The organism is Marinobacter sp. UBA2688 (genome assembly GCF_002352785.1).
Classification (GTDB): domain Bacteria; phylum Pseudomonadota; class Gammaproteobacteria; order Pseudomonadales; family Oleiphilaceae; genus Marinobacter; species Marinobacter salarius.
This window is the reverse complement of record NZ_DELU01000027.1, coordinates 1-22,494: the sequence shown is the minus strand read 5'-3', so window position 1 is coordinate 22,494 and position 22,494 is coordinate 1. Positions and strand designations below refer to the sequence as shown.

Annotated in this window: 18 protein-coding genes and 1 pseudogene; 13 read left to right on the top strand and 6 right to left on the bottom strand. The window is 57.4% G+C overall.

What is annotated here, in order from left to right:
• The first annotated feature begins 196 nt into the window (after positions 1-196).
• Positions 197-3,109, top strand: coding sequence for a DUF748 domain-containing protein (locus tag B3M52_RS17930; protein ID WP_256713632.1), 2,913 nt, complete (start codon positions 197-199; stop codon positions 3,107-3,109).
• 12 nt (positions 3,110-3,121) lie between these two features.
• Here the strand turns inward: B3M52_RS17930 and B3M52_RS17925 are convergent, their stop codons facing one another.
• Positions 3,122-3,961 (bottom strand): amino acid ABC transporter substrate-binding protein, encoded by an 840-nt coding sequence (locus tag B3M52_RS17925; RefSeq protein WP_256713631.1) that lies wholly within the window; start codon positions 3,959-3,961, stop codon positions 3,122-3,124.
• 110 nt (positions 3,962-4,071) lie between these two features.
• On the opposite strand from B3M52_RS17925, the gene yfbR reads away from it, so the two are divergent.
• A complete protein-coding gene (yfbR, locus tag B3M52_RS17920) occupies positions 4,072-4,665 on the top strand; it encodes a 5'-deoxynucleotidase (protein ID WP_041332831.1) in 594 nt (197 codons plus the stop codon).
• Positions 4,666-5,022: 357 nt separating this feature from the next.
• On the opposite strand, the gene B3M52_RS17915 is transcribed toward yfbR, so the two are convergent.
• The 3 genes from B3M52_RS17915 to B3M52_RS17905 form a co-directional block, all read right to left on the bottom strand.
• Positions 5,023-6,375, bottom strand: a complete 1,353-nt coding sequence (locus B3M52_RS17915; protein WP_075196323.1) for a HipA domain-containing protein — start codon at positions 6,373-6,375, stop codon at positions 5,023-5,025.
• A 240-nt stretch (positions 6,376-6,615) separates the two neighbouring features.
• Entirely contained in the window at positions 6,616-7,650 is a 1,035-nt protein-coding gene (locus B3M52_RS17910; RefSeq protein WP_075196322.1) for an SPFH domain-containing protein, read from the bottom strand.
• Positions 7,651-7,652: 2 nt separating this feature from the next.
• Positions 7,653-8,111 (bottom strand): NfeD family protein, encoded by a 459-nt coding sequence (locus B3M52_RS17905; RefSeq protein ID WP_041332833.1) that lies wholly within the window; start codon positions 8,109-8,111, stop codon positions 7,653-7,655.
• Positions 8,112-8,349: 238 nt separating this feature from the next.
• Between B3M52_RS17905 and B3M52_RS17900 the strand changes: the two genes are divergently transcribed.
• Both B3M52_RS17900 and B3M52_RS17895 read left to right on the top strand, forming a co-directional pair.
• The gene (locus tag B3M52_RS17900; RefSeq protein ID WP_041332835.1) at positions 8,350-9,165 is read left to right on the top strand and encodes an SDR family NAD(P)-dependent oxidoreductase; all 816 of its coding nucleotides are present in this window, start codon (positions 8,350-8,352) and stop codon (positions 9,163-9,165) included.
• A 139-nt stretch (positions 9,166-9,304) separates the two neighbouring features.
• The gene (locus tag B3M52_RS17895) at positions 9,305-10,402 is read left to right on the top strand and encodes a GGDEF domain-containing protein (RefSeq protein ID WP_036201928.1); all 1,098 of its coding nucleotides are present in this window, start codon (positions 9,305-9,307) and stop codon (positions 10,400-10,402) included.
• A 29-nt stretch (positions 10,403-10,431) separates the two neighbouring features.
• Here the strand turns inward: B3M52_RS17895 and B3M52_RS17890 are convergent, their stop codons facing one another.
• Positions 10,432-11,322: a metal-dependent hydrolase gene (locus B3M52_RS17890; protein ID WP_041332837.1), complete on the bottom strand. Its 891-nt coding sequence runs from the start codon at positions 11,320-11,322 to the stop codon at positions 10,432-10,434.
• A 244-nt stretch (positions 11,323-11,566) separates the two neighbouring features.
• Here B3M52_RS17890 and B3M52_RS17885 point away from each other — a divergent pair, with 244 nt between their 5' ends.
• The 8 genes from B3M52_RS17885 (at position 11,567) to B3M52_RS17850 (ending at position 20,292) form a co-directional block, all read left to right on the top strand.
• A complete protein-coding gene (locus B3M52_RS17885) occupies positions 11,567-12,673 on the top strand; it encodes a helix-turn-helix domain-containing protein (protein WP_075196321.1) in 1,107 nt (368 codons plus the stop codon).
• A gap of 129 nt (positions 12,674-12,802) precedes the next feature.
• Positions 12,803-13,309, top strand: coding sequence for a TRAP transporter small permease subunit (locus tag B3M52_RS17880; RefSeq protein ID WP_075196320.1), 507 nt, complete (start codon positions 12,803-12,805; stop codon positions 13,307-13,309).
• Entirely contained in the window at positions 13,309-14,631 is a 1,323-nt protein-coding gene (locus B3M52_RS17875; RefSeq protein ID WP_036201940.1) for a TRAP transporter large permease, read from the top strand. Before B3M52_RS17880 ends, B3M52_RS17875 begins: the two co-directional genes overlap by 1 nt.
• 90 nt (positions 14,632-14,721) lie before the next feature.
• Positions 14,722-15,768: a TRAP transporter substrate-binding protein gene (locus tag B3M52_RS17870; protein ID WP_036201943.1), complete on the top strand. Its 1,047-nt coding sequence runs from the start codon at positions 14,722-14,724 to the stop codon at positions 15,766-15,768.
• 102 nt (positions 15,769-15,870) lie between these two features.
• Positions 15,871-17,238, top strand: a complete 1,368-nt coding sequence (locus B3M52_RS17865) for a glutamine synthetase family protein (RefSeq protein WP_036201946.1) — start codon at positions 15,871-15,873, stop codon at positions 17,236-17,238.
• A 9-nt stretch (positions 17,239-17,247) separates the two neighbouring features.
• Positions 17,248-18,633, top strand: a complete 1,386-nt coding sequence (locus tag B3M52_RS17860; protein WP_075196319.1) for an aldehyde dehydrogenase family protein — start codon at positions 17,248-17,250, stop codon at positions 18,631-18,633.
• 45 nt (positions 18,634-18,678) lie between these two features.
• A complete protein-coding gene (locus B3M52_RS17855) occupies positions 18,679-19,824 on the top strand; it encodes an iron-containing alcohol dehydrogenase (RefSeq protein WP_075196318.1) in 1,146 nt (381 codons plus the stop codon).
• Positions 19,825-19,884: 60 nt separating this feature from the next.
• A complete protein-coding gene (locus tag B3M52_RS17850; RefSeq protein WP_041332848.1) occupies positions 19,885-20,292 on the top strand; it encodes an NINE protein in 408 nt (135 codons plus the stop codon).
• Between the two features lie 3 nt (positions 20,293-20,295).
• On the opposite strand, the gene B3M52_RS17845 is transcribed toward B3M52_RS17850, so the two are convergent.
• Positions 20,296-21,663, bottom strand: a complete 1,368-nt coding sequence (locus tag B3M52_RS17845; protein WP_286750001.1) for a WS/DGAT/MGAT family O-acyltransferase — start codon at positions 21,661-21,663, stop codon at positions 20,296-20,298.
• A 490-nt stretch (positions 21,664-22,153) separates the two neighbouring features.
• Between B3M52_RS17845 and B3M52_RS17840 the strand changes: the two are divergent.
• A pseudogene (locus tag B3M52_RS17840) lies at positions 22,154-22,494 on the top strand (isocitrate lyase); the annotation flags it as partial.

Sequence of the window (22,494 nt, the reverse complement as noted above, 5' to 3'; positions counted from 1 at the left end):
GCCTGAGTCAGTGAAAACAGAATATCGGGTTCGTTGCCCCATGTCAGTCCATCACCCTCTATAACCCCCCATCACCCTCCTCATCACCCTCCCCATCAACCCATCCGGCTGACAAACCGGTGACTGGCGGGCTATCCTTGGTGGATAGATTGGCGACAGATCGCGCCTGTCAGCAATGGACAACAAGGAGAGCCCGGTGCCTGCGAACCGCAAACGACGATTGTCTGCCAGAAATATCTCGATAGTGGTACTGGTTCTGGTGGTGATCTATGCCATCGCCGGGTTTGCGCTACTGCCGTGGTGGCTGGAGCGAACGCTGCCGGAGCGGCTGGAACAACACATGGGGTGGAAGGCCGAGATTGAAGAGGTCCAGGTGAACCCCTTCGCCATGAGCGTTGAAGCCGTTGGCCTGGAGGCCAGGGACGCTGAAGGCGAACCGGTGGTTGCCTTTGACAGCCTTTACGCCAACCTCGGCGTCTGGCGATTGCTCACCGGAATTGTCGCGCTGCAGGACATCGAACTGGAAGACCCTTACGTTCGCCTGGATTTGCTCGAGGACTACAGTGTCAACTTCGCCCGGGATTGGCAGGCCCATAATCCGGGTGGCGAACAACCGGCGCCCGAGGAGGCGGATTCTGGAGAACCGCCCAGAATCTATTTTGACCGGATCAGGGTCTCGGGTGGCGAACTGCTGTTCCGGGATTTCAGTCAGCAAGGCCAGGAAGAATTTCGGGTTACGCCCCTGGATCTGGCTTTGAACGACCTGGCCACCTGGCCCCGCGAGGACGCCGACAGCAGCTATTACCTGCTGGCGGCGGTCGGCAGCCAGACCATTGAGTGGGAAGGCGACCTGAGCATCGCCCCTCTCTATTCAAAAGGGTTCCTCAAACTGGGTGACGTGTCCCATGAAACCCTGCAGCATTTTCTCAAGCCCTATCTTCCCTATCAGCTTCGTAACGGCAGTGTGACCCTTAGCTCGCAGTACGAACTGCGTTCTGCCGGTGAACTGTATCTGACCACCTCGGAGGGCCAGCTCACGATCGACGATGTCGATCTCGGCGTTGAGGCTGATGCCGATGATGGGCTGCTGAGCGCGAACCGTCTGAGCGTGGGTAATATCCGTTTCGGGCTTAACGAGCAGGAGCTGTCCACTGGCACCGTGAACATCGATGGTGTCAGCCTGTCACTGCTTCGTGATGCGGACGGCCAGCTCAATCTTCTGGCGCCACTTCAGAATAGTGCAGACGAATCAGGTGGTGACGACACTGGCACAGGAGCGCCTTTCCGCTGGACGGTGGCCGGCGTGGAACTGGCCAACAGCGCCGTCAGTTGGCGGGACGAGCAGCCGCAACTGCCCGCCGAACTGGCCCTTGAGGACCTGTCGATCAGCATCGATGAGATCTCCCATCGCCTGGAGGAACCGGTCAATTACAACGCCAGTGGTGCGCTGAACGGTGGTGGGAAACTGTCGATCAATGGTCAGGCCACGTTGGCACCTTTCACGCTGGAAGCCGGGCTGTCTGGCAGCGGGATTGCCCTGTCGCAGTTTGGCGCCTATATCAACCAGGCGGCGAACCTGGATGTCAGGGATGGCCTGTTGTCTGTCGATGGCAATCTGGATCTGGATCAACAGCAAGACCCGCTGACGGGTACCTTTAGCGGCACTGGCGAGGTGGCCTCCCTGGATATGCGTCTTGGCGACAGCGATCAGCCCCTGATCCGCTGGCAGAGCGTGCGCCTGGAACCATTGGAGTACAACGTCGCGCCGGCACGGCTGCAGATTGGCACCATTACCCTGGTGGGTCCTGCGGTGAACGTGGTCCGTGACAGCAACGGCACTCATAATGTTGAACGGATTGTCAGGTCCTCGCCGTCGGACGAATCCGCGCCAGCCGGGGAAACAACCAGTAGCGACGGCGAACCCGGCTTCATCTTCCGCATTGGCCAACTGATGCTGGAAGAAGGTGCCATCTCCTACACCGATCGGACCCTGGACCCGACATTCGCAACCCGGTTCGACCAGTTGCGCGGCTCGGTAACCGGGCTTAGCAACGTGGCGCCGCAACAGGGCCAGATCTCGATCCAGGGGCGGGTTGGCGATGTGGCAACCATGACGCTGGATGGTTCCGTGGGCGCCCTGGGCACCGATGATACCAGCGATCTGAAGCTGACCATGGAGAACGTCTCTCTGCCCATGCTGTCACCGTATTTTGGCCGTTACCTGGGATACAGCGTGGACAGTGGCAAGCTCAAGCTTGATCTGGATTATGAGTTTTCCGGCAGCCGTCTGGATGCTGCCAACAGCGTCATCCTGGATCGGCTGGAGCTTGGAGGCCCCGTTCCGAGTGACGAGGCCGTCAGTGCACCGGTCAAGCTTGGTCTGGCGTTGCTGCGTGACCGGCAGGGTGTCATCGATATCAACCTGCCCATCAGCGGAGATCTGGAAAGCCCGGACTTCAGTATCGGTCAGGTTGTCATGAGGACATTCGTAAACCTCGTTGCCAAAGCCGCTACGTCGCCATTCAGCATGCTGGGTTCGATTGCGGATTTTGCGGGCCTGTCGGGAGAAGAACTGGGCAATGTGCGTTTTGAAGCGGGGCGCACCGAGCTTGCCGATGGGGAAGGCGTCAAACTGGAGGCACTGGGCAAGGCCTTGAATGAACGCCCTGGTCTGGCGCTCAATGTTCGTGGAGCGGTCGCACCAGAGGCAGACGGAGACGCGTTACGGCGGCAGAAACTGTTCGAGCAACTGGACATAGCGGATGGAGCTTCCGCGTCTACACGTATCGCCCGGCTTGAGCAGGCGTACGCGGATTCGGATTACGTGGCGTCGGTGGAAGCTTTCCGAAACGACGTTGCCGGCGGGAACGCAGAACCCGGCGAACAGGAATGGGAGCAGGCGCTGGTGAAGCGACTGATAGCCGATATGGAACTGCCACCGGAGGCTTTGGGCAACCTGGCAACATCCCGGGGCGTATGGCTCCGGGAGCAAATGCTGCAGGAGCATGGAGCATCAGAAAATCAGGTATACCTGCTTGACCCTGTGCGCGACGCGACGGCCGATGAGGCCGGCACTGTCACCGTCAGCTTTGAGCTGGATGTGCGGTGACAGCGGCTGGGATCAAGGCGCTGCTGGCTCGGGGATGCCCGGCGGCAACTGGAGGTCGCGTTTATCGACAAATTGCTGGTACCGCCCGTCTTTGAACAGCGGCGACAGCAGTTGCTCCAATGTGGCTGCGTCGATGGGGCCGTTGTCCCGTGCCATGATATGGAGGAGATAGGTCTGATCGGGGGTATCGGACACCAGGAACCTGTCACTGTCCTCGGGGTTGTCGTTCAGGTGGCTCTGAAGATAGGAGCGACTGACCACAGCCACTTCGGCCAGTGACGGACGGTCCGCCTTGATCAGGTCAAGATTACGGCTGTGGCTATGGGAGAACTCGATATTGAATCGCTTCTCAAGCTCGGCGTTATCCGTAGACAGGCCGGCGAAGCCATAGTGATAGCCCGAGATAGCAACGAGCTGTCGCTCGGTGACGTTGTCAAAGAAGCTTTGGTCACGGCCGGGTTTGTTGAGGGCGACATAGACGTCTTCGTCCATCAGAATTGGTCGGGTAGCGTTAACGGGCAGGTTTTCCCAGCCCCAGCTCGGGTTCTCAAAGAAAATAACGTCGTACAATCCGGCGTGGAAATCCAGGTGTCTGCGTTTTGGGGAAGTGTAGACAATCTGGAACGTGACCTTGTCGTTTGTTGAATCCAGCTCTCTTAACAGGTCACCGAGTAAGCCCTCCACCTTGTTTTCACTGTTCACACTGGCCACCGGAGGGAAATTATAGACGCCGACAGCGATGTTGGTCTGGGCCGAAACAGTGGTTGTAACACCGAGAGTCAGCGTTAAGCCCAGTATCAGAAAGGTGACTTTCAGCGGATGTCTGCGCTTTAATCCGAGTTGGAGTTTCAAGGTAGAGTGCTTCCCGGCATCAAGGTTTGAACGTCCATTCACATTACCACTGTTTAATCTTAGTCAGAAGAGGCCAACAATAAACTCATGCAAAACGTGAAGCGCCCATTATGAAACGCCCTCTCAGTCATTTTTTTGCCTATGTGTCTCGCCTGCGGTGGATCAAGCGATGGGGGCTGATGCGCAACGCGATTGAGGAAAATGTCGCCACTCATTCCTGGGAGGTGGCTACCCTGGCCCATGCGCTTGCGATTATCCGTAACCGGCATTTTGGCGGGCAGGTCAACGCTGACCGGATCGCTGCCGCAGCACTCTACCACGATGCCACAGAGGTTATTACAGGCGATATGCCGACACCGGTCAAATATCACTCGCAGGTTATGCGGGAAGCGTTCGGAGATATCGAGCACAAGGCGGAGGCCGAGCTACTGGCGCTGCTACCGGCGGACCTGCAGGAGGATTTTGCGCCTTATGTTCGCGAATCCGGATGGGAACAGGAGGAGAAGGAACTGATCAAGGCGGCCGACCGGCTCTCGGCGTTGTTGAAATGCCAGGCAGAGATTCAGGCGGGCAACAAGGAGTTTGAGCCAGCGGCGGGTCACATCCTGAAAAAGCTGGAGGATGATGCCCTGCCGGAAGTGATGTATTTCCTGGAAGTGTTTGCGCCGGGTTATCAGCGGCCCCTCGACAACCTCCTGGAATAGGACAATTGCTGCTATGGAGCCGGGCCTGAAATTTAGGTTTTATCGCTTTTTCGCACTATCATTCCAAGAGTTAAGTGCATGCCAAACTTTCGAAGGATCCTGTTCAACGTTTTCACGGTCCCTGTCTCTGGGTCGCGCTCGATAGCGGAGATGGTCGTCGCTGAGAATCCTGCGATTCTCCCGAATTGTTTCTGGTTGAGGCCTGTAAATTTTAGACGAAGCCGCCGAATGGCTTGACCGAGGTGGATTTCCTCGGTCTGAAGTTCAGTTATAATCTCCTCTCGAATTTTGGTCCGCTCTTCCGGTGTAAGATCCGGCCGCTTTAATTTGGGCATGAATGTTTTGAATCCCGTTGAGTCAGTGTGGTTGCAGTAAACGCTCGAGCTGCTCAAGTGCCAGTTCAGGCTCATGCATTCTAATGGAGGCGTGATCCAGCATCTTGGCAGGGGCGCCACACCGCTTAAGACCATCTTTCATGCCTGTCAGTTTCGATAACTCGCCTTCCATGAGGCCGGCTGCTCTCTTGGGATCGGTCGCGAGCTCCTCTAGAATGGCGGCATAATCTGGGTTCCGTCGCCTATCCAAGAGGTGTTTCGGCCACCAGGTAGAATTTGCAATTGGCTCAGGGTCTAAAACCATTGGTGCTAAGTCATAAGCCGGCGCTAATTCAATGTCGTGGCCACGTTTTATCAAAGATGTATTTCTTCCATGGTTGTCTCTATTACCGACTGTGGTATTCAGCACATCGCGAACCAAGTAATCAGCGAGTAGAGCGTCTTTATTCTTGGGCTTTGTAATGCACTCTCGCAGTTTTTGAATCACATCCACGTGCTCAAGTCGTGCACCATCGCCTATCATTCCCATGATGGAATAAACAGATTCCATACCGTGGCGTGATACACCATCAGCCCCCACCTCCCGATCGAATCGAGGTAACCACAGTGCAACGTCGCCATTGATCTCATCGAAGAATGTGCCGACTATAGACGTGAACCCTCGAGCCTCAAGCAACTGATAAACAGCTGCCTCGCCTTCAAGAACCTGAACATCATCTTTGGATCTGTTGCCGCGCGGGAATTTTACGAGCCAGTGGCGCGAAATATCCTCTTCAGGAATAGTTCCCTCAAGCGCATACTCACCGTAATGATTCTCAACCAATAGGAGTTTCGGGGCATCACCACCGGCACCTGTGGCGCCGCCAATCGCGACATGTAAGTTGTTAGCATATTGAACCAGGGCGTCAGCGCGAGTACATACGTCTTGTCGGTCAAAGAGGACGATTTCGGACTCGGCAACCTCTTTTTCAAAGGCTTTGGCGGCCTCTTTAATCCGTAGGTTGCCAATCGGCCCAATGCACCCCTCAGTCAAGAGTCGAACATCAATCGCCTGTTCTGGGTCACGGGAATATCCAAGTTGTTTTACTAAAGCTCGGCGCCCAGCGCCTTGAGGAATAATATCGCGCAATATTGGTGCAATTTCTCCCGCCATGAAATCACCGCCCAGGATGCACGGTAGATTTACTCCGACGGCTTTCTTGTTATTCAGGTCCTCTCTTTCATAATCGCCACCCTGTTCGAGGGCCGCCAAGACATATTGAATGTCGTATGAAAACGTCGGTTTACCGAGCAGTCCGTCGGTTTCGTGTGGAAAAGCAACGGTGCCAGCATCGTGCCACTGATTGTCCCAGTGAATCTGCAGAGTGAGGCTCATTGATTCAGACCCTATGTTGCAAGAATACTTGCAACAATATTAGATGGCTCGGGCTTTATTGCAAGTTTACTTGCAAGGTAAGCGATAAAAAGCAAAATCGTTGCAAGTATACTTGCAGAGTAGATTAGAGCCTGGGTCTGTTTATTTGCTGAGCATAAGGGCAACAAGGAGTTTGAGCCAGCGACCCCTCGACAACCTACTGGAATAAGGGCTGCCGGGGCCGCTGAGTGGCGGAGCGCTCTAGCTGCTGCCGGCTGACGCCACCATGCCACCGCGCAGGCCATTCTGTTTCACACTCTGGCGCACGATGTCTTCGGGGCTGCCCGCCAGTTCCCGGAACATGCCCATGGAACCCAGCAGGGCGGATGACTCGTAGGGCACGAAGACCCGTTCCCCTTCCTTGGCCATGTTCGGCAGTACCTTGATGTAGCTTTGCCCCAGCAAATAGCCGATAACGGTCTGCTTGTTCTCTTCGGTGTCACCCATGGCACTCAAGACCAGGCGAATGGATTCCTGCTCACCCTGGGCACGCAAGATGGCAGATTCCTTGTCGCCCTGAGCGTTGAGAATGGCGGATTCCCGCTGGCCCTGGGCCATGGCAATAGCGGCAGACTTCTCACCTTCGGCCTCGGTCACCGTGGCGCGACGCTTACGCTCGGCGGCCATCTGCAGGCGCATGGCTTCTTCCACCTCTTCCGGCATGCTGATGTCCTGAACTTCAACGCGAGTCAGCTTCACACCCCACTTTGACGCCGCTTCTTCCATTTCGGCCTGGATGGCGTTGTTCACTTCGCTACGGGATTCAAACAGCTTGTCCAGCTCCATCTTGCCCACCACGGAGCGCAGGGTGGTTTTGGCCAGAACCTCGACCGCCTGGCTCATGTTGGCCACTTCGTAAACCGCACGGCGTGGGTCGATAATCTGGTAGTAAAGCGCGCCGTTGATGTTTACGGTGACGTTGTCGGTGGTTACCACCGGCTGTCCGGGGAAGTCCATGACGGTTTCGCGGCGGTCAATGCGGGTTTCGAAACTGCTGCTTGGATGATACTCGTCGCCGATGCGCACGTAGCGGGTCATGGTGATGGCGCGCGGGCGCTCAATGAAGGGGATGATGATGTTAACACCACTCTCCAGTATGCGATTGAATGACCCTAGCCGCTCGATCACCATCACTTCGGACTGGCGCACAATCACCAGGCCCTTGGCGATGATGAAAATGCCAATGACGACGAAAATAAGGCTGATCACCAGCCCCGGGGAAACCACGTTTTCCATGTTTACTGCTCCTTTTTAGTGATCGTGTGAACAACGGCAGTGGTGCCGTCAAAACGTTCGAAAGTAACCTCGGTGCCTGCGGGCAGTTCGGTCATGCCGGTATCGCTGGTACGCAGGCGATAGAAGTCGCCGTTGACCTTGATGCCACTGGCGCCGTCAAAATCGCGCTTCAGCGTGCGATACTGCTTGCCCTGCTCGACGCCGGTGCCGGTTGTCCCGTAAGCGACACCCTTGGGGGAAAACCTCGGTTTGATCCAGCGAATGGCAATGGGTACCAGAATGCCCGAAAACACGCCCATACCGACCAGTTGCCATTCGAAAGGCGCGCCGAGAGCGGTCAACAGCGCCGTTAAAGCAGCTGCGATCCCCAGCGCCAGTAGCACCAGCACACCAGACGTCAGTTCTGCGAGACTCAATACGAGGGCGAGTATCAGCCAGAAATGCGTGAGACTCCATTCCATACAGCAACATCCACTAGTGACAGGAAAAAGGGTTGGCCAGGAGAGTGTAACCAAACCCGGCCAACGTCGTCCCGGATTGTGCACATTCGTGGGGACGGAGTCACGATATTCGTGGTGTTGCTGAACCCCGGGTATCGGGTGGCCCGAATGCCCCGGTCATAGGCGCGCTTTTGCCATATCCAGCGGCCCGACACCTGTTAGAGTAAGCAACACATCGCACAACAAGAGGTCATCGACCATGAAAGATCTGAACAACAGGGTAGCCGTGGTTACCGGCGCGGGTTCCGGCATAGGCCGGGCGCTGGCCGTGGCACTGGCGGAAAAGGGCTGTCGCCTGGCGCTTTCCGATGTCAACGAGACAGGCCTTGCGGAAACTGCAGCTGGCTGTAGCGGGGCGGAAGTTCGCACCTATACCCTGGATGTCTCAGACCGGGATGCCATCTACGCTCATGCTGAGCAGGTCGCCAGGGATTTCGGCCAGGTGAACCTGGTGATTAACAACGCCGGCGTTGCCCTGTCCGCATCTGTGCGAGAGATGACCGACGATGACTTCAAGTGGATCATGGATATCGATTTCTGGGGCGTGGCCCATGGTACCCGGGCCTTCCTGCCGCACCTGATCGCCTCCGGGGATGGTCACGTGGTGAATATTTCCAGCGTGTTCGGACTTATTGGCGTACCCAAACAAAGCGCCTATAACGCGGCTAAATTCGCAGTTCGTGGCTTTACTGAGTCACTGCGCCAGGAAATGAAGCTGGAAAAGCAGTCGGTCGCGGTGAGCTGTGTTCATCCCGGTGGCATCCGCACCAACATTGCGAATGCGGCGCGTATGGGCAAATCGGAGAACGCCGAAGCCCAGCGCAAGGGCTTCGACAAGATCGCCATGACCACTCCGGAAAAGGCGGCGAATATCATCGTCCGTGGCATTCTGAAAGATGAATCCCGAATTCTGGTCGGGCCCGATGCCTGGGGTATCGATGCCCTGAACCGGGTTCTGGGGTCCGCCTACCAGCCTCTGGTTGAGCGTTTTTCGCGGAAAAATCTTTACGTCTGAAACCCTTTTTCATGCTTGCCGTATTTCGGTGGTTTCGCGGCAGTTCGCCGGGATGATTGAAGCCCAGTGACTGCCGCTGTATATTTTGCATACAGCCACCGATATTCCAATCTCGCTGTATTTCAGGGAAAGAGGCAGCATGAACACTCCCCAGCACCCGGACCTTGGTGCGTCGCTTGAACAAAGCCGCTCAGGCCTCCGGGACACCCACCGTCGTTCGTTGATGCGAGCACTGTTTCTCGTGACCGCCTCTGCACTGGTGGTTTTTGGCTGCCTGCAGATTCTGAACGGCTATATCTGGCTCGCGACGGGGGAGCTCATTGCGAGCCTTATCCTTTTCTTTGGGGTTACCCGAATCAATCGCACACCTCGTCTCCAGGTCTGGATCTACAGTTATCTGGTGACGGGATTTTCCTTCGCCTTGATGATCATGCTGGTACCCGAAGCCTCGGTGTCTGCCTTCGTGTGGGTGCTGATGATACCGGTTCTGGCGTATTTGCTGCTGGGAAAGAAAGAAGGTTTCCTGCTCAGCGCGCCGTTCGTGGTGGCGGGCTGCGTCACTTACTACTTCCACCTGGAGTTCGTCGCTGATGCCGGCGGCGTGATCGACCTGCTAAACATGGTGCTCTGCGCCATCCTGATGCTGAGTTTTATCCATCTTTATGAAGCCCGTCGTGAGGAAGCCGAGCAAAAATTGTTCACTCTTGCACAGACTGATGCACTCACAGGGCTGGCCAATCGTGCGAACTTCCAGAGCACCCTGGCCCGCACCATCGCAGAGTGTGCCCGCAGTGGCTCGGGATTTGCCCTGGTGATTATGGACATCGACCACTTCAAGGTAGTGAATGACACCATGGGCCATGACGCCGGAGACCACGTTCTGCAAAACATTGGCAAGCAGCTCACCGAACGTCTGCGGACCACCGACGCAGTGGGACGATTGGGCGGAGAGGAATTCGGGTTGATTCTGCGGGATGTGAAACTCGAGGATTCGTTCCAGTTAATGGACGAGTTGCGCCAGCGTATTGCCGACAGCGAACTTCCTTATGGTGATGCCCTGATCCGGGTGACCGCATCGTTCGGAATTGCGCATTATCCCGATCATGCCATCGAAGCCGAGTCCTTGTTCCGGATTGCCGACCGCTGCCTGTTCAGCAGCAAGCGGGCCGGGCGCAATCGGGTCGCCAGGGCGGGCCTTTCGCCGGTCAAAGGCCCGCTTGCGACAGCAAGGACTTAGTGATCATCCAGGGTTACTGACATACAGGGTTACTGAATAGTCCGGCGATTTCCCTTCTGATACTGCGGGGCAATGTACTCGTTGATCTGCTCCTTGAAGCGGGCAATCAGTTCGCTGTTGTCGTGGTCCCAAGGGTGGAATCCCGGCTTGAAGTATTCCAGCCAGGTGGGGATCAGGCTGGAGAAGGTGCCGTTTTTGCCCCACATCCGCCACAAGCCGCGGGCAGAGTCTTTCAGTGAGAAGTTCTTCGGATCGTTCAGCATCATCCGGGTGGTGAAGTAACTGGCCATCACGCCCAATGCGGCTGTACTGAATGCCAGGTAAAACGTGCGCTCGGCATAGGTGCCGCCGACCTGGTTGAACACGTCGTAGGTCACCGCTTTGTGCTCGGTTTCCTCAATGGCGTGCCACACCCACAGCGGGCGCATGGTTTCATGCATGTCTTCGCGAACGTCGCTGCGCTCCAGCAGCATGTCCGCCATCATCGCGGTCATATGTTCCAGGGCGCAGGTGATGGCCAGTTGGTGCCGTTTTGGAAGCTTCTTGGCAATGCCCAAAACCACTTCCAGGTGTTCTTCCAGTTCCTCCACTGGCATGCCCTGATCCCGCACGTGCTGGTTCATGGACTTGTGTTCCAGCGAGTGCATGGCTTCCTGGCCGATAAAGCCTCTGACTTCTTTTTTCAGCTTGGGATCGTTGATCTGATCCTGATAGTAGCGGACCGAATCCACGAAAAACTGCTCGCCCTGCGGGAACAGCACAGACAGGGCGTTCATGGTGTGGCTCAGGATATAGCTGTTGTCCAGCCAGTAATGGGGAACCTTCTCCCCGAATTCAAACCCCATGCGCTGTGGCTTGATGGCAACGTTGTCCGGGGTGCGTGCAACCGGCTTTGACTCAGTGGTTTTCGTTCTCAGCATATCGTTACTCCTGCGCTTGGGCGCTATGGCTGATGTGATGGGACCAGTGTGTGTGAGTCAACGCGGGCTTTGAATGCGAAAAGGGGACGGCCATCGTGGATTAGGGGCCAGGGGCGGCCTCAATTGACTATGCTGACGTGGTTGCCGGTGCCTCCAGTCACAGTGTGGCTGCGCCGGGCTTCTGATAGCATCGGTGGCAGTGAGTCTTCCCACAACAAATCTCACACAACGAAAAGGAACCTGCATGGCGAACCCGGGCCCGGAAAAAGAACGGCAGATGCTGGGACTGTTCCTGGTTCCCGGTGTGTACCTCCGGGTGCTGGCGGATGTGGTGCGGCAGTTGGGCCACAACGACCGTGTTCTGTACGAAGGCATGGCATTCACGCCCCAGGATCTGAAATCCAATGACAGCCGGGTGTTTGTCACCGATGCGATTGTAATGGTGGAGCGGGCTCTGAACCTGGCCAGCAAAGACGGCTTGAGCTTCATGCTGGCGCGGGAACTGCGGGTCACCATCCATGGCACCCTCGGCTTCGCCGCCCTGACCAGCCCCACACTCGCTGGCGCCCTGGATTCGGTAAGGCGCTACCTGCAGTTGCGTGTGCCCTTCCTCACTATGACCCTGACCGACACCGGCGACCATGTGTTGGTGCGGTTGCGCTCCGAGTTCGACGTGCCCACCCAATACCGTTTTCTGGCGGAAACCGTCAGTGCCACGCTGATGATGCTGGCGGAACAACTGATCGACCGGGAGGATGCGGAAAAACGGGGATTCCCGCTGGTGGATGGCAAGCTCCCTGGCGTGAAGGTACAACTGACTTCTCCGGAGCCGGCCTATTACCCCAGGTTTGCGCCCCAGCTACCGGTACCTTTCGAGTATGGCCAGCCCGAGGAAACCATGGTGTTTCCCAAAGGCCTGCTGGACACCCGCATGCGCCTGGCGGATGCGGAAGCATCCCGGATGGCACGGGACCAGTGCGAGTTCGAACTGCAAAAAGCCCTGAAAGACCAGGGCGACATCACCTATGCCATCCGCAACATGCTCCACATGATGCCCGGGCCGCTGCCATCCCTGGAGGCCATGGCGGAGCGCTTCTGCGTGTCGTCCCGCACCCTGAAGCGACGGCTGGCGGAGAAGGACACCACCTACCGGGAAATTGTCGAAGCGGTACTGAAAGACCGCGCCATCCAGTTGCTGCGTTACACCAATCAGTCCGTCAGCGAGATCGCCTATGAGCTGGGCTACGCGGACCTGTCCAACTTCAGCCGTGCCTTCCGCAAGTGGACCGGAAAGTCGGCCAGTGAATTCCGCGAAGGCGGCCCGGACCCGGCACCCGAGGTTGGTCCCTGACAACGATCTTCCGGTCATGCGACAGATTAAAAATGCTGTGCTAGCTTAAAAGTTTGCTACAGAAAAACAGCAGTCCATGGCCACTCGGCTGTCTGACTGGCTCACTAACGCATTGAGTGGGGTCTGTGGATGCCACCGTTCGTCAACGGATACATCCGTTTCGTGGATGCCGTGAATTACCGTGTTGGTCGAGCGGTAATGTACGGCATCTTTGTCATGGTCGCTATTCTGCTGTGGTCGTCCATTTCCAAAGCGTTCTTCCTTCCCTCGTTATGGACGCTTGAAGCCGCGCAGTTCGCCATGGTGGCGTATTACATACTGGGCGGTCCCTATTCCATCCAGCTGGACGCCAATGTACGCATGGACCTGTTTTACGGCGGTTGGTCCGTCCGTAGAAAAGCCTGGTTCGATGTCTTCACCATTTTTTTCCTGATTTTCTTTCTGGGCGTGCTCCTGTACGGCGCCTACGACAGCACGAGCTATGCGATTCAATACGGCGAGCGCAGCGCATCCGCGTGGCGACCCTACATGTGGCCGATCAAGGTGGTGATGTGCATCGGCTTCTCACTCATGCTGTTGCAGGCGGTATCAGAGCTTTTCAAAGACATCGCCCGCATTCGGGGAGAAGACATCTGATGTCTTACGATCTCATCGCCATTTTCATGTTTGCCTCAATGATGCTGATGCTGATGACCGGCCAGCGGGTGTTTGGTGCCATTGGTGCCGTTGCCGCGGCCTCAGCATTGGCGCTGTGGGGAACCGGTGGTTCCGATATCCCCTTCTCATCCGCCATGAAGCTGATGAACTGGTATCCGCTGCTGACGCTGCCGATGTTTATCTTCATGGGCTACGTGCTCTCCGAATCGAAAATCGCCGACGATCTCTACCGGATGTTCCATGTCTGGATGGGGCCGATTCATGGCGGGCTTGCCATTGGCACCATTGGCCTGATGGTGCTGGTGTCAGCCATGAACGGTTTGTCGGTTGCCGGTATGGCCATTGGAGCCACCATCGCCCTGCCCGAATTGCTCCGGCGGGGTTATGACAAGCGTATGGTCACGGGCGTGGTTCAGGCGGGTTCATCGTTGGGCATTCTGGTGCCGCCCTCGGTGGTGCTGGTGCTGTACGCCATGATTGCCCGCCAGCCGGTGGGGCAGCTATGGCTTGCGGGCGTTGTGCCGGGGCTGATCATGGCGGTGATGTTTATCGTCTACATTGCGGTGCGGTGTCGTCTCCAGCCCGAGCTCGGGCCTGTGCTGCCAAAAGAGGAGCGCCAGGTCAGCCTGGGCGAGAAGTTACGCCTGCTGCGTGCAGGAGTTCTGCCGGTGGTTATTTTCGCCTCCATGATGGTGCCGTTCGTCAAAGGCTGGACCAGCCTGGTGGAGAGTTCCGCCATCGGTGCCATGGCGGCATTCGTCGCAGCGATCCTCAAACGCCGGATGACCCGGGCCGTGTTTGAAGCCTCCGTACGCCAGACGCTGGCCATTTCCTGCATGTTCATGTGGATCATCCTCGCCGCCCTGGGTTTCGGTGCCGTGTTTGATGGGCTGGGTGCGGTAAAGGCCATCGACAGCCTGTTTACCGAGCAGCTGGGGCTGAACCCCTGGATGATCCTGATCATGATGCAGTTGTCGTTTCTGTTGATGGGTACCTTCCTGGACGATACCGCAATGCTGGTGATTGTGGCGCCCCTTTACGTGCCGTTGGTGGCAGCTCTTGGCTTTGATCTTATCTGGTATGGCGTTCTCTACACGATTACCACCCAGATTGCCTATATGACGCCGCCTTTCGGTTACAACCTGTTCCTGATGCGGGCCATGGCGCCGCCTGAGATTTCCCTGCGCGATATCTACAGTTCAATTCTCCCGTTTGTCTGCGTGATGCTGGTGGCACTGTCGCTGATCATGGCCTTTCCACAGATTGCGCTCTGGCTGCCGGAGTACGTTTACAACAAGTGAACCGTCAACGTTTTTGGATGAATACGAATGTCGAGTAACACCCCGGAGGCCGGCCGGCTTCCATAACAAGCGTCAGTCAAGGAGGTCGACATGACCACAAGACGTAAATTTCTCGCATCAGCATCCGTAGCAGCACTGGCCGGGGCCGCCGCCCTCACGCCACCCAGACTTTACGCGCAGGAGCCAAAAATACGATGGCGGCTGCAAACATACGCCGGGCCGGCCCTGGCAGAGCATGTAGTCAAGCCGGCGATCGACAGTTTCAACCGTATTGCCGGCAAGGAGATGCAGATCGAGCTCTATTTTGCCGATCAGCTTGTGCCCACGGGGGAACTGTTCCGCGCCATGCAGAAAGGCACCATTGACGCGGTTCAGTCCGATGACGATTCCATGGCCTCACCCACCGAGGTTACTGTTTTCGGTGGCTACTTTCCGTTCGCCAGCCGCTATTCGCTGGACGTACCCGTGCTGTTCAATCAGTACGGCCTGAATGAAATCTGGGATGAAGAGTATTCCAAGGTGGGCGTGAAACACCTGTCCGCCGGTGCCTGGGACCCCTGCCACTTTGCCACCAAAGAGCCGATCCACAGCCTCGAGGATCTCAAGGGCAAGCGTGTGTTCACCTTCCCCACTGCCGGCCGTTTCATGAGCCAGTTCGGCGTGGTACCGGTTCAACTGCCCTGGGAAGACATCGAAGTCGCGGTGCAGACGGGTGAGCTGGACGGGATCGCCTGGTCGGGTATTACCGAGGACTACACGGTGGGCTGGGCGGATGTGACCAACTACTTCCTGACCAACAACATCTCCGGTGCCTGGGCGGGATCCTTCTTCGCCAACATGGACCGCTACAACGAGCTTCCGGATCATCTCAAGGAACTGCTCAAACTGACCATGGACAGCTCCCACTACTACCGTCAGTGGTGGTATTGGGGAGGCGAGGCCAAACTGCGTACAGACGGCACGAAGATGAAGTTGACCACCATTCCGGACAAGGAGTGGGCAGAAGTTGAAAAGGCCGCGCGCGTGTTCTGGGACGAGGTTGCCCAGGAATCCGAAACCAAGGCCCGGGTGGTCAAGATCCTCAAGGAATACAACGAGAAAATGGAGAAGGCGGGGCGGCCCTATCGATACACCTGATGGGATCGCAGAGAAACACTGCGTTCAGTGGCGATCACTACCGGATTTACTCGTCACTGAGCGCGGCGCCTTTTAGCCTAACTGATATTGCGGAGCGGTGAGATGGCAGCTCAACTGTCTTTTAAGGAACTGAAAACGTGTGTCGAGGACGGCACCATTGACACGGTCGTGGCGGCGATTCCGGACATGCAGGGGCGTCTCATGGGCAAGCGCTTCCAGGCCCAGTACTTTATCGACACCGCCTGGGAAGAGAGCCACTGTTGCAAGTACCTGGTGGCGACCGATCTGGAAATGACAACGGTGGAGAACTACGCCTCGACCAGTTGGGCGGCCGGCTATGGCGACTATGTGATGAAGCCGGACCTGACCACCCTGCGCCGCCTGCCATGGCTCGAGGGTACCGCCTTTATTCTGTGTGATCTGATTGATCACGCCACCCATGAGCCGGTACCTCACTCGCCCCGGGCGGTGCTGAAAAAACAGCTGGAACGGTTGTCAGCCATGGGGCTGCAGATGACCACGGCCACCGAACTGGAGTTTTTCATTTTCCGGGAGACCTTTGAGGAGATGCAGAAGCGTCAGTATCACCATATGACGCCCATCAGCCCCTATAACGAGGACTACCACATCTTCCAGACCACCCGTGAGGAAGATGTAATGCGGCCCATCCGCAATGGGCTCTACCAGGCGGGGATCACGGTCGAGAGCAGCAAGGGTGAGGCCGACGCTGGTCAGGCCGAGCTCAACATTCACTACTCCGACCCGCTCGCCATGGCCGATACTCACGTTCTGGTGAAAAATGCCGTCAAGGAAATCGCCTGGCAGCACGGGCGCAGTGTGAGTTTCATGGCCAAGTGGAACCACAACGCCGCCGGGTCGTCCAGCCATATCCATCAGGCCCTCTCGGACAGTACCGGAAAGTCAGTGTTCTATGACCCCAATGGTGCCCATGGTATGTCCAAAACTATGGAGCATGCGCTGGCGGGGCTACTGGAATACGCCAACGACACCACCTTCTTCCTCGCGCCTTACGTTAACTCGTACAAACGATTTGCCGCCGGCACCTTTGCCCCGACCAGCACTGTCTGGTCCATCGACAACCGTACGGCCGGTTACCGCGTTGTCGCACCGAACACGGATGCCGTGCGAGTGGAGTGTCGCATCGGCGGGTCGGACCTGAACCCGTACCTGGCGTTGGCATCGCAGATTGCCGCCACCATCGCCGGTATCGAAGGCAAACTCGAACTGGAGCCGGAGTTCTCCGGCAATGCCTATGGCGCCGAGTCTGCGCGCAGTATCCCAGCCACATTGAGGGCAGCCACGGAATCGTTACGCGGCTCGACCATGCTGCGGGAAGCCATGGGTAACGACGTTATTGATCACTACGTGCGCTGTGCGGAGTGGGAGCAGGAAGATTTTGATCGTGTGGTTACCGATTACGAAGTCAAACGTGGATTTGAGCAGGCTTAGGACACAGCTATGAGTACACCCATTCAATGCATATCGCCCATCGATGGTTCCGTGTATGTGCAGCGCACAACGCTTTCTCTGGAAGCTGCGCGGGAGGCCGTTGCCAGGGCAAAAAACGCACAGCCGGACTGGGCCGCCCTGCCACTGTCAGAGCGGGTTCAACGGGTTCGCGACGGCATCGCCCGTCTGGGTGACATGAATGACGACATCGTGGAAAAACTGGCGTGGCAGATGGGGCGGCCCGTGCGCTACGGCGGTGAGTTCGGCGGCGTGGACGAGCGTGCCGGGATGATGGCCGATCTGGCGGAAGAAGGGCTTGCCCCCATCGAAATTGAAAGCAGCGCCTCCTTTCATCGCTACATTCGGCGCGAACCTCACGGCGCGGTGCTGGTTGTCGCGCCCTGGAACTATCCCTACATGACGGCGGTGAACACGGTCGTTCCTGCCCTGATTGCCGGTAACGCAGTGTTTCTCAAACACGCGTCACAAACGCCCCTGGTCGGTGAGCACATGGCGGAGGCGTTCCATGCCGCCGGTGTCCCCCGCGAGATTTTCCAGAACGTGTTCCTGTCCCACGACACCACTTCCGCACTGATCGCGGAAAAAGCCTTCGGTTTCGTCAACTTTACCGGCTCGGTAAATGGGGGGCAGGCCATAGAACGAGCTGCTGCCGGCACTTTCACCGGCGTAGGGTTGGAGCTTGGCGGTAAGGACCCCGGTTATGTGATGGACGATGCGGATCTGGATGCCGCCGTGGAGACACTGATCGACGGGGCCATGTTCAATGCCGGCCAGTGCTGCTGTGGCATTGAGCGCATTTACGTTGCCGAAAACCTGTTCGATGCGTTTGTTGAGAAAGCCGTTGCCATCGTCAGCGGCTACCGGCTTGGCAATCCGCTGGACAGGGACACAACGCTTGGCCCGATGGCGCATGTCCGCTTTGCCGACCATGTCCGGGAGCAGACGGCAGAGGCCGTTGCCAGCGGTGCCCGGGCATTGATCGACCCCGAACTCTTCCCTGAACAGGGCGGCGCCTATCTGATGCCGCAGATCCTTGTCGACGTGGACCACTCCATGCGGGTTATGCGGGAGGAGTCCTTTGGCCCGGTGGTTGGCATCATGAAAGTCAAAGATGACGCTGAAGCGGTCGCACTGATGAACGACAGCGAGTTCGGCCTGACCGCGTCCCTGTGGACCAGAGATATTGACCGCGCCACGCGGGTGGCCGATCAGATTGAAACCGGCACGGTGTTCATGAACCGTTGTGATTACCTGGACCCGGCGCTTTGCTGGACCGGTTGCAAGAACACCGGTCGCGGTGGTGGGCTTTCGGTCATCGGCTACCACAACCTGACGCGCCCGAAATCGTATTACCTGAAAAAACCGGTGAACTGATATCCGGATCAACAGACAACCCGATTCTCTGACGAGGGGCTGACAATGACACTCTCCGCAAACTGGTCCTATCCCACCGATATCCGTTTTGGCGCCGGTCGTATTGCCGAACTCGGCGAATGCTGTAAGGAGGCAGGTATAACCCGGCCGTTACTGGTGACCGACCGAGGGTTGGCAAGCCTTCCCATTACCCAGGACACGCTCGATTTAATGGAGCAGGCTGGCCTTGGACGAGCCATGTTTTCAGAGGTTGATCCCAACCCCACGGAAATCAACATGGAAGCGGGCCGGAAGGTCTTTCTCGACGGCAACCACGACGGCGTGATCGCCTTCGGCGGAGGGTCCGGGCTGGACCTGGGTAAATTGCTGGCCTTCATGGCCGGTCAGACCCGGCCGGTGTGGGACTTCGAGGATATTGGTGACTGGTGGAAACGCGCGGATGCCGATGGGATTGCCCCTATCATCGCCGTACCAACGACCGCAGGCACGGGGTCGGAGGTCGGTCGAGCCAGCGTCATCGTCAACAGTCAGAGCCACGTCAAAAAGATCATTTTTCATCCCCGAATACTGCCGTCGATTGTGATCTCCGACCCCGAATTGACGGTTGGTATGCCGCCATTTATCACTGCGGGAACCGGCATGGATGCCTTTATTCACTGTTTCGAGGCGTTCTGTTCCCCCAACTTCCACCCCATGAGCCAGGGTATTGCGCTGGAGGGCATGCGGCTGGTGAAGGAAAATCTGCCCCGGGTGTATGCGGATGCCGCCGATATCGAGGCTCGCGGGCAGATGCTGGTCGCCGCCGCCATGGGCGCGGTAGCCTTCCAGAAGGGGCTGGGGGCGACCCACGCCGTCTCCCATTCGGTCGGAGCGATCTACAACACCCACCATGGCATGACCAACGCCGTGGTGCTGCCGTCGGTCATCGCCATGAACCGACCAGCGATCGAAAACCGGGTCGACGACATTACCCGCTACCTGGGCATTGCCAATGGCTTTGACGGATTCACCCAGTTCATCATGACGTTGCGGGAATCCCTTGGCGTGCCGGAGCGTTTGAGGGACATGGGTGTGGGGACGGATCGCATTGAGGAAATGACCAGAATGGCGCTTGAAGACCCAAGTGCCGGTGGCAACCCGGTGAAGATGACAGCGGAAAACACGCGAGCTTTGTTTGAAGCCTGCATCTGATTGATCTATTGTCGGTTTTGGCCAAGTCTCACGCCAAAACCCGAGCCAAAAGGAACGCAAATGGCAGACAATCAGGACACCCACAGCAAACTCATCGGCTACCTGCTCTGGATCTTCGGGTTCCTGGGGTCGCACCGCTTCTACTACGGCAAGCCCATCACCGGCACCATCTGGTTTTTCACCCTGGGGTTGCTGTTCATTGGCTGGATCATCGACCTGTTCCTGATACCGGCCATGGACCGGGAGGCGGATCACCGGTTCCGTGAGGGCGAGGTCAGTTTCAACATCGGTTGGATTCTACTGACCTTCCTTGGCGTATTTGGTATCCACCGGATGTACATGGGCAAGTGGATCACCGGAATCATTTACTTGCTGACGGGCGGTCTGTTCCTGGTGGGTGTGCTTTATGATTTCTGGACACTGAACAGCCAGATATCGGAACGCAATCAGGAAGTGAAGTTCGGCTAGGCGTTACAGCCCAGCTGCCTGCTCCAGCTCGCTCAGGCCGTCTTCAAGATAATCCAGCATGCGCTGCAGGCTGGGCAGGGTGCGGCGGCAGCCGATCAGCCCGAATTCCACCTGATCGCAGTAGCTGGTCAGGGTCATGTTCAGGGCAATCCGGTCCATGGCGATGGACACCGGATACATGCCCTCAAGCCTCGCGCCGTTCCAGTAGCTGGGCTCCTTCGGCCCTGGTACGTTGGAAATGACCACGTTAAAGGTCTGCCACTTCGGCGCCAGCCCCGTTAGCAGGTTGAAGCTCGCCGGGGCCAGCAGCAGCGCCGTGTAATTCAGGATTTCCTCTGGCGACATGGCCGCGTAGCGCTGTTTGGAGGCTTTCACGTCTTCGTGGATATAGCGCAGCCGCTCAGCCGCGTCGTTCAGGTGGGTGCCCAGGGAGGCGAGGATAATACCCACCTGGTTGCCACCGGAGCTGTCATCCGTGCGCAGGGAAACCGGTACCATGGCGACCAGCGGTTTTTCCGGCAACGCGTCCTGATTCATCAGGTAGGTCCGCAGGGCCGTGGCACACATGGTCATGACCACGTCGTTAACCGTTGTACCGAAGGCGGTGCATACGGCACGGATGCGTTTCAGATCATAGGACTGGGCCGCAAAACGGCGGGAGCCGGTGATCTTGCCGTTCAGGACGCAGCGCGGCGCGTGGAAGATGGAATCGTAGGCCGGGTCCTTGCGGGCCCGGTTAACGGTGTTCAGCAGCGCCTTGGTGACCGCCGGAACCGTGCCCAGCTGTTTACCCGATTCCCCGAGCAGATGGGCAACGTTGCGCCACATTGACGGGCCCTCATCGTCGTCATCGCTGCGGCTGCGGCGCGGCAGCGACCAGATCGGCGGCATGTTTCGCTCGTCCGGGTCATCCGACAACATGCGCTGGAACAGGCGCATGGCAGACACACCATCCACCAGGGAGTGGTGTACCTTGGTGTAAACGGCGAACTGCCGGTCTTTCAGGCCTTCGATGAGGTGGAACTCCCACATGGGCCGTTCCCGGTCCATCAGGTGGCTGTGTTCGGCGGAGACAAACGACAACAGTTCACGAATTCGGCCTGGAGTGGGCAGGGCCTCAAAGCGGAAATGATGCTCCAGGTCCAGCTGCTCGTCTTCTACCCAGACCGGTTGACCGAACCGACTGCCCAGGCGCCTGTCGAAGGGAGGTGTGACGATGGTTTCCTCCCGCAACTGGTCCGCAAGTTGGGCCACATAGTCATCCGGTGCATCCTCGGGGAACGAGAACAGCTGCAGGCCGCCAACGTGCATGGGCTGCTGGCGTTTTTCCAGCCACAGGAAAAGTTGGTCCACCGGACTAAGCGCTTTCATAGGTTCCCCTTCGTCATTTTTATCTCCCTGAACACAACTGTTACCTGAAATGGCAATGCACTCTCCATGCCAGCTGTGCAGGAAAGATCATAGTAGCAAAGCCCCATTCGGGTCACTGTGTGCAAGGTGTAAATTGGCGGGCGATGCGGTAAATGCCGCTGGCTGTCTCATTGATGAGTGGCAGTGTGTTCAGGAAAATGGAGGTTCCTATCCACCTTGAAGGCCGGGTTGCGTGTTGGCAAGTCAGGTTCGAGATCGCCCGGATTCATGCCGGCGCAGGTCCAATCTGGTGGCCAATCAGAGGCTCGGGCACTACGAAATACGCCTTACATTCACCAGGAAAATACCGAACATAGATCATATTGATTATGTTTATGGGTCTACTGCCTCTAGAATGCGCCGCATCGGTAGACCGGCATGTGTCCGTCTGGCATGAGCAGGGTTGCCCCTCCCGGTATCGATAAACCAATTTGTTAATCAGAGGTTCACCATGTCATACACCAAAGACATCGAAGCACTGAGTTCTGTGGTTGGTGCCAACAGCACCTGGAAAGATATCAACCCGGAATCTGCTGTTCGCATGCGTCTGCAAAACCGTTTCAACACGCATCTGGACATCGCCAAGTACAACGCCAAGATCATGCGTGAAGACATGGCGGCCTATGACAAGGACACCAGCAAGTACACCCAGTCCCTGGGTTGCTGGCACGGCTTCGTAGGTCAGCAGAAGCTGATCTCCATCAAGAAGCACTTCGGTACCACCAAAGGCCGTTACCTGTACCTGTCCGGCTGGATGGTTGCTGCGCTGCGCTCCGAGTTCGGTCCGCTGCC

Excerpts from the sequence above, each read along its gene's own strand:
- yfbR (WP_041332831.1), top strand. The coding sequence starts at position 4,072 with ATGAAACGCCCTCTCAGTCATTTTTTTGCCTATGTGTCTCGCCTGCGG.
- B3M52_RS17915 (WP_075196323.1), bottom strand. The coding sequence starts at position 6,375 with ATGAGCCTCACTCTGCAGATTCACTGGGACAATCAGTGGCACGATGCT.
- B3M52_RS17910 (WP_075196322.1), bottom strand. The coding sequence starts at position 7,650 with ATGGAAAACGTGGTTTCCCCGGGGCTGGTGATCAGCCTTATTTTCGTC.
- B3M52_RS17905 (WP_041332833.1), bottom strand. The coding sequence starts at position 8,111 with ATGGAATGGAGTCTCACGCATTTCTGGCTGATACTCGCCCTCGTATTG.
- B3M52_RS17900 (WP_041332835.1), top strand. The coding sequence starts at position 8,350 with ATGAAAGATCTGAACAACAGGGTAGCCGTGGTTACCGGCGCGGGTTCC.
- B3M52_RS17895 (WP_036201928.1), top strand. The coding sequence starts at position 9,305 with ATGAACACTCCCCAGCACCCGGACCTTGGTGCGTCGCTTGAACAAAGC.
- B3M52_RS17890 (WP_041332837.1), bottom strand. The coding sequence starts at position 11,322 with ATGCTGAGAACGAAAACCACTGAGTCAAAGCCGGTTGCACGCACCCCG.
- B3M52_RS17885 (WP_075196321.1), top strand. The coding sequence starts at position 11,567 with ATGGCGAACCCGGGCCCGGAAAAAGAACGGCAGATGCTGGGACTGTTC.
- B3M52_RS17880 (WP_075196320.1), top strand. The coding sequence starts at position 12,803 with ATGCCACCGTTCGTCAACGGATACATCCGTTTCGTGGATGCCGTGAAT.
- B3M52_RS17875 (WP_036201940.1), top strand. The coding sequence starts at position 13,309 with ATGTCTTACGATCTCATCGCCATTTTCATGTTTGCCTCAATGATGCTG.
- B3M52_RS17870 (WP_036201943.1), top strand. The coding sequence starts at position 14,722 with ATGACCACAAGACGTAAATTTCTCGCATCAGCATCCGTAGCAGCACTG.
- B3M52_RS17865 (WP_036201946.1), top strand. The coding sequence starts at position 15,871 with ATGGCAGCTCAACTGTCTTTTAAGGAACTGAAAACGTGTGTCGAGGAC.
- B3M52_RS17860 (WP_075196319.1), top strand. The coding sequence starts at position 17,248 with ATGAGTACACCCATTCAATGCATATCGCCCATCGATGGTTCCGTGTAT.
- B3M52_RS17855 (WP_075196318.1), top strand. The coding sequence starts at position 18,679 with ATGACACTCTCCGCAAACTGGTCCTATCCCACCGATATCCGTTTTGGC.
- B3M52_RS17850 (WP_041332848.1), top strand. The coding sequence starts at position 19,885 with ATGGCAGACAATCAGGACACCCACAGCAAACTCATCGGCTACCTGCTC.
- B3M52_RS17845 (WP_286750001.1), bottom strand. The coding sequence starts at position 21,663 with ATGAAAGCGCTTAGTCCGGTGGACCAACTTTTCCTGTGGCTGGAAAAA.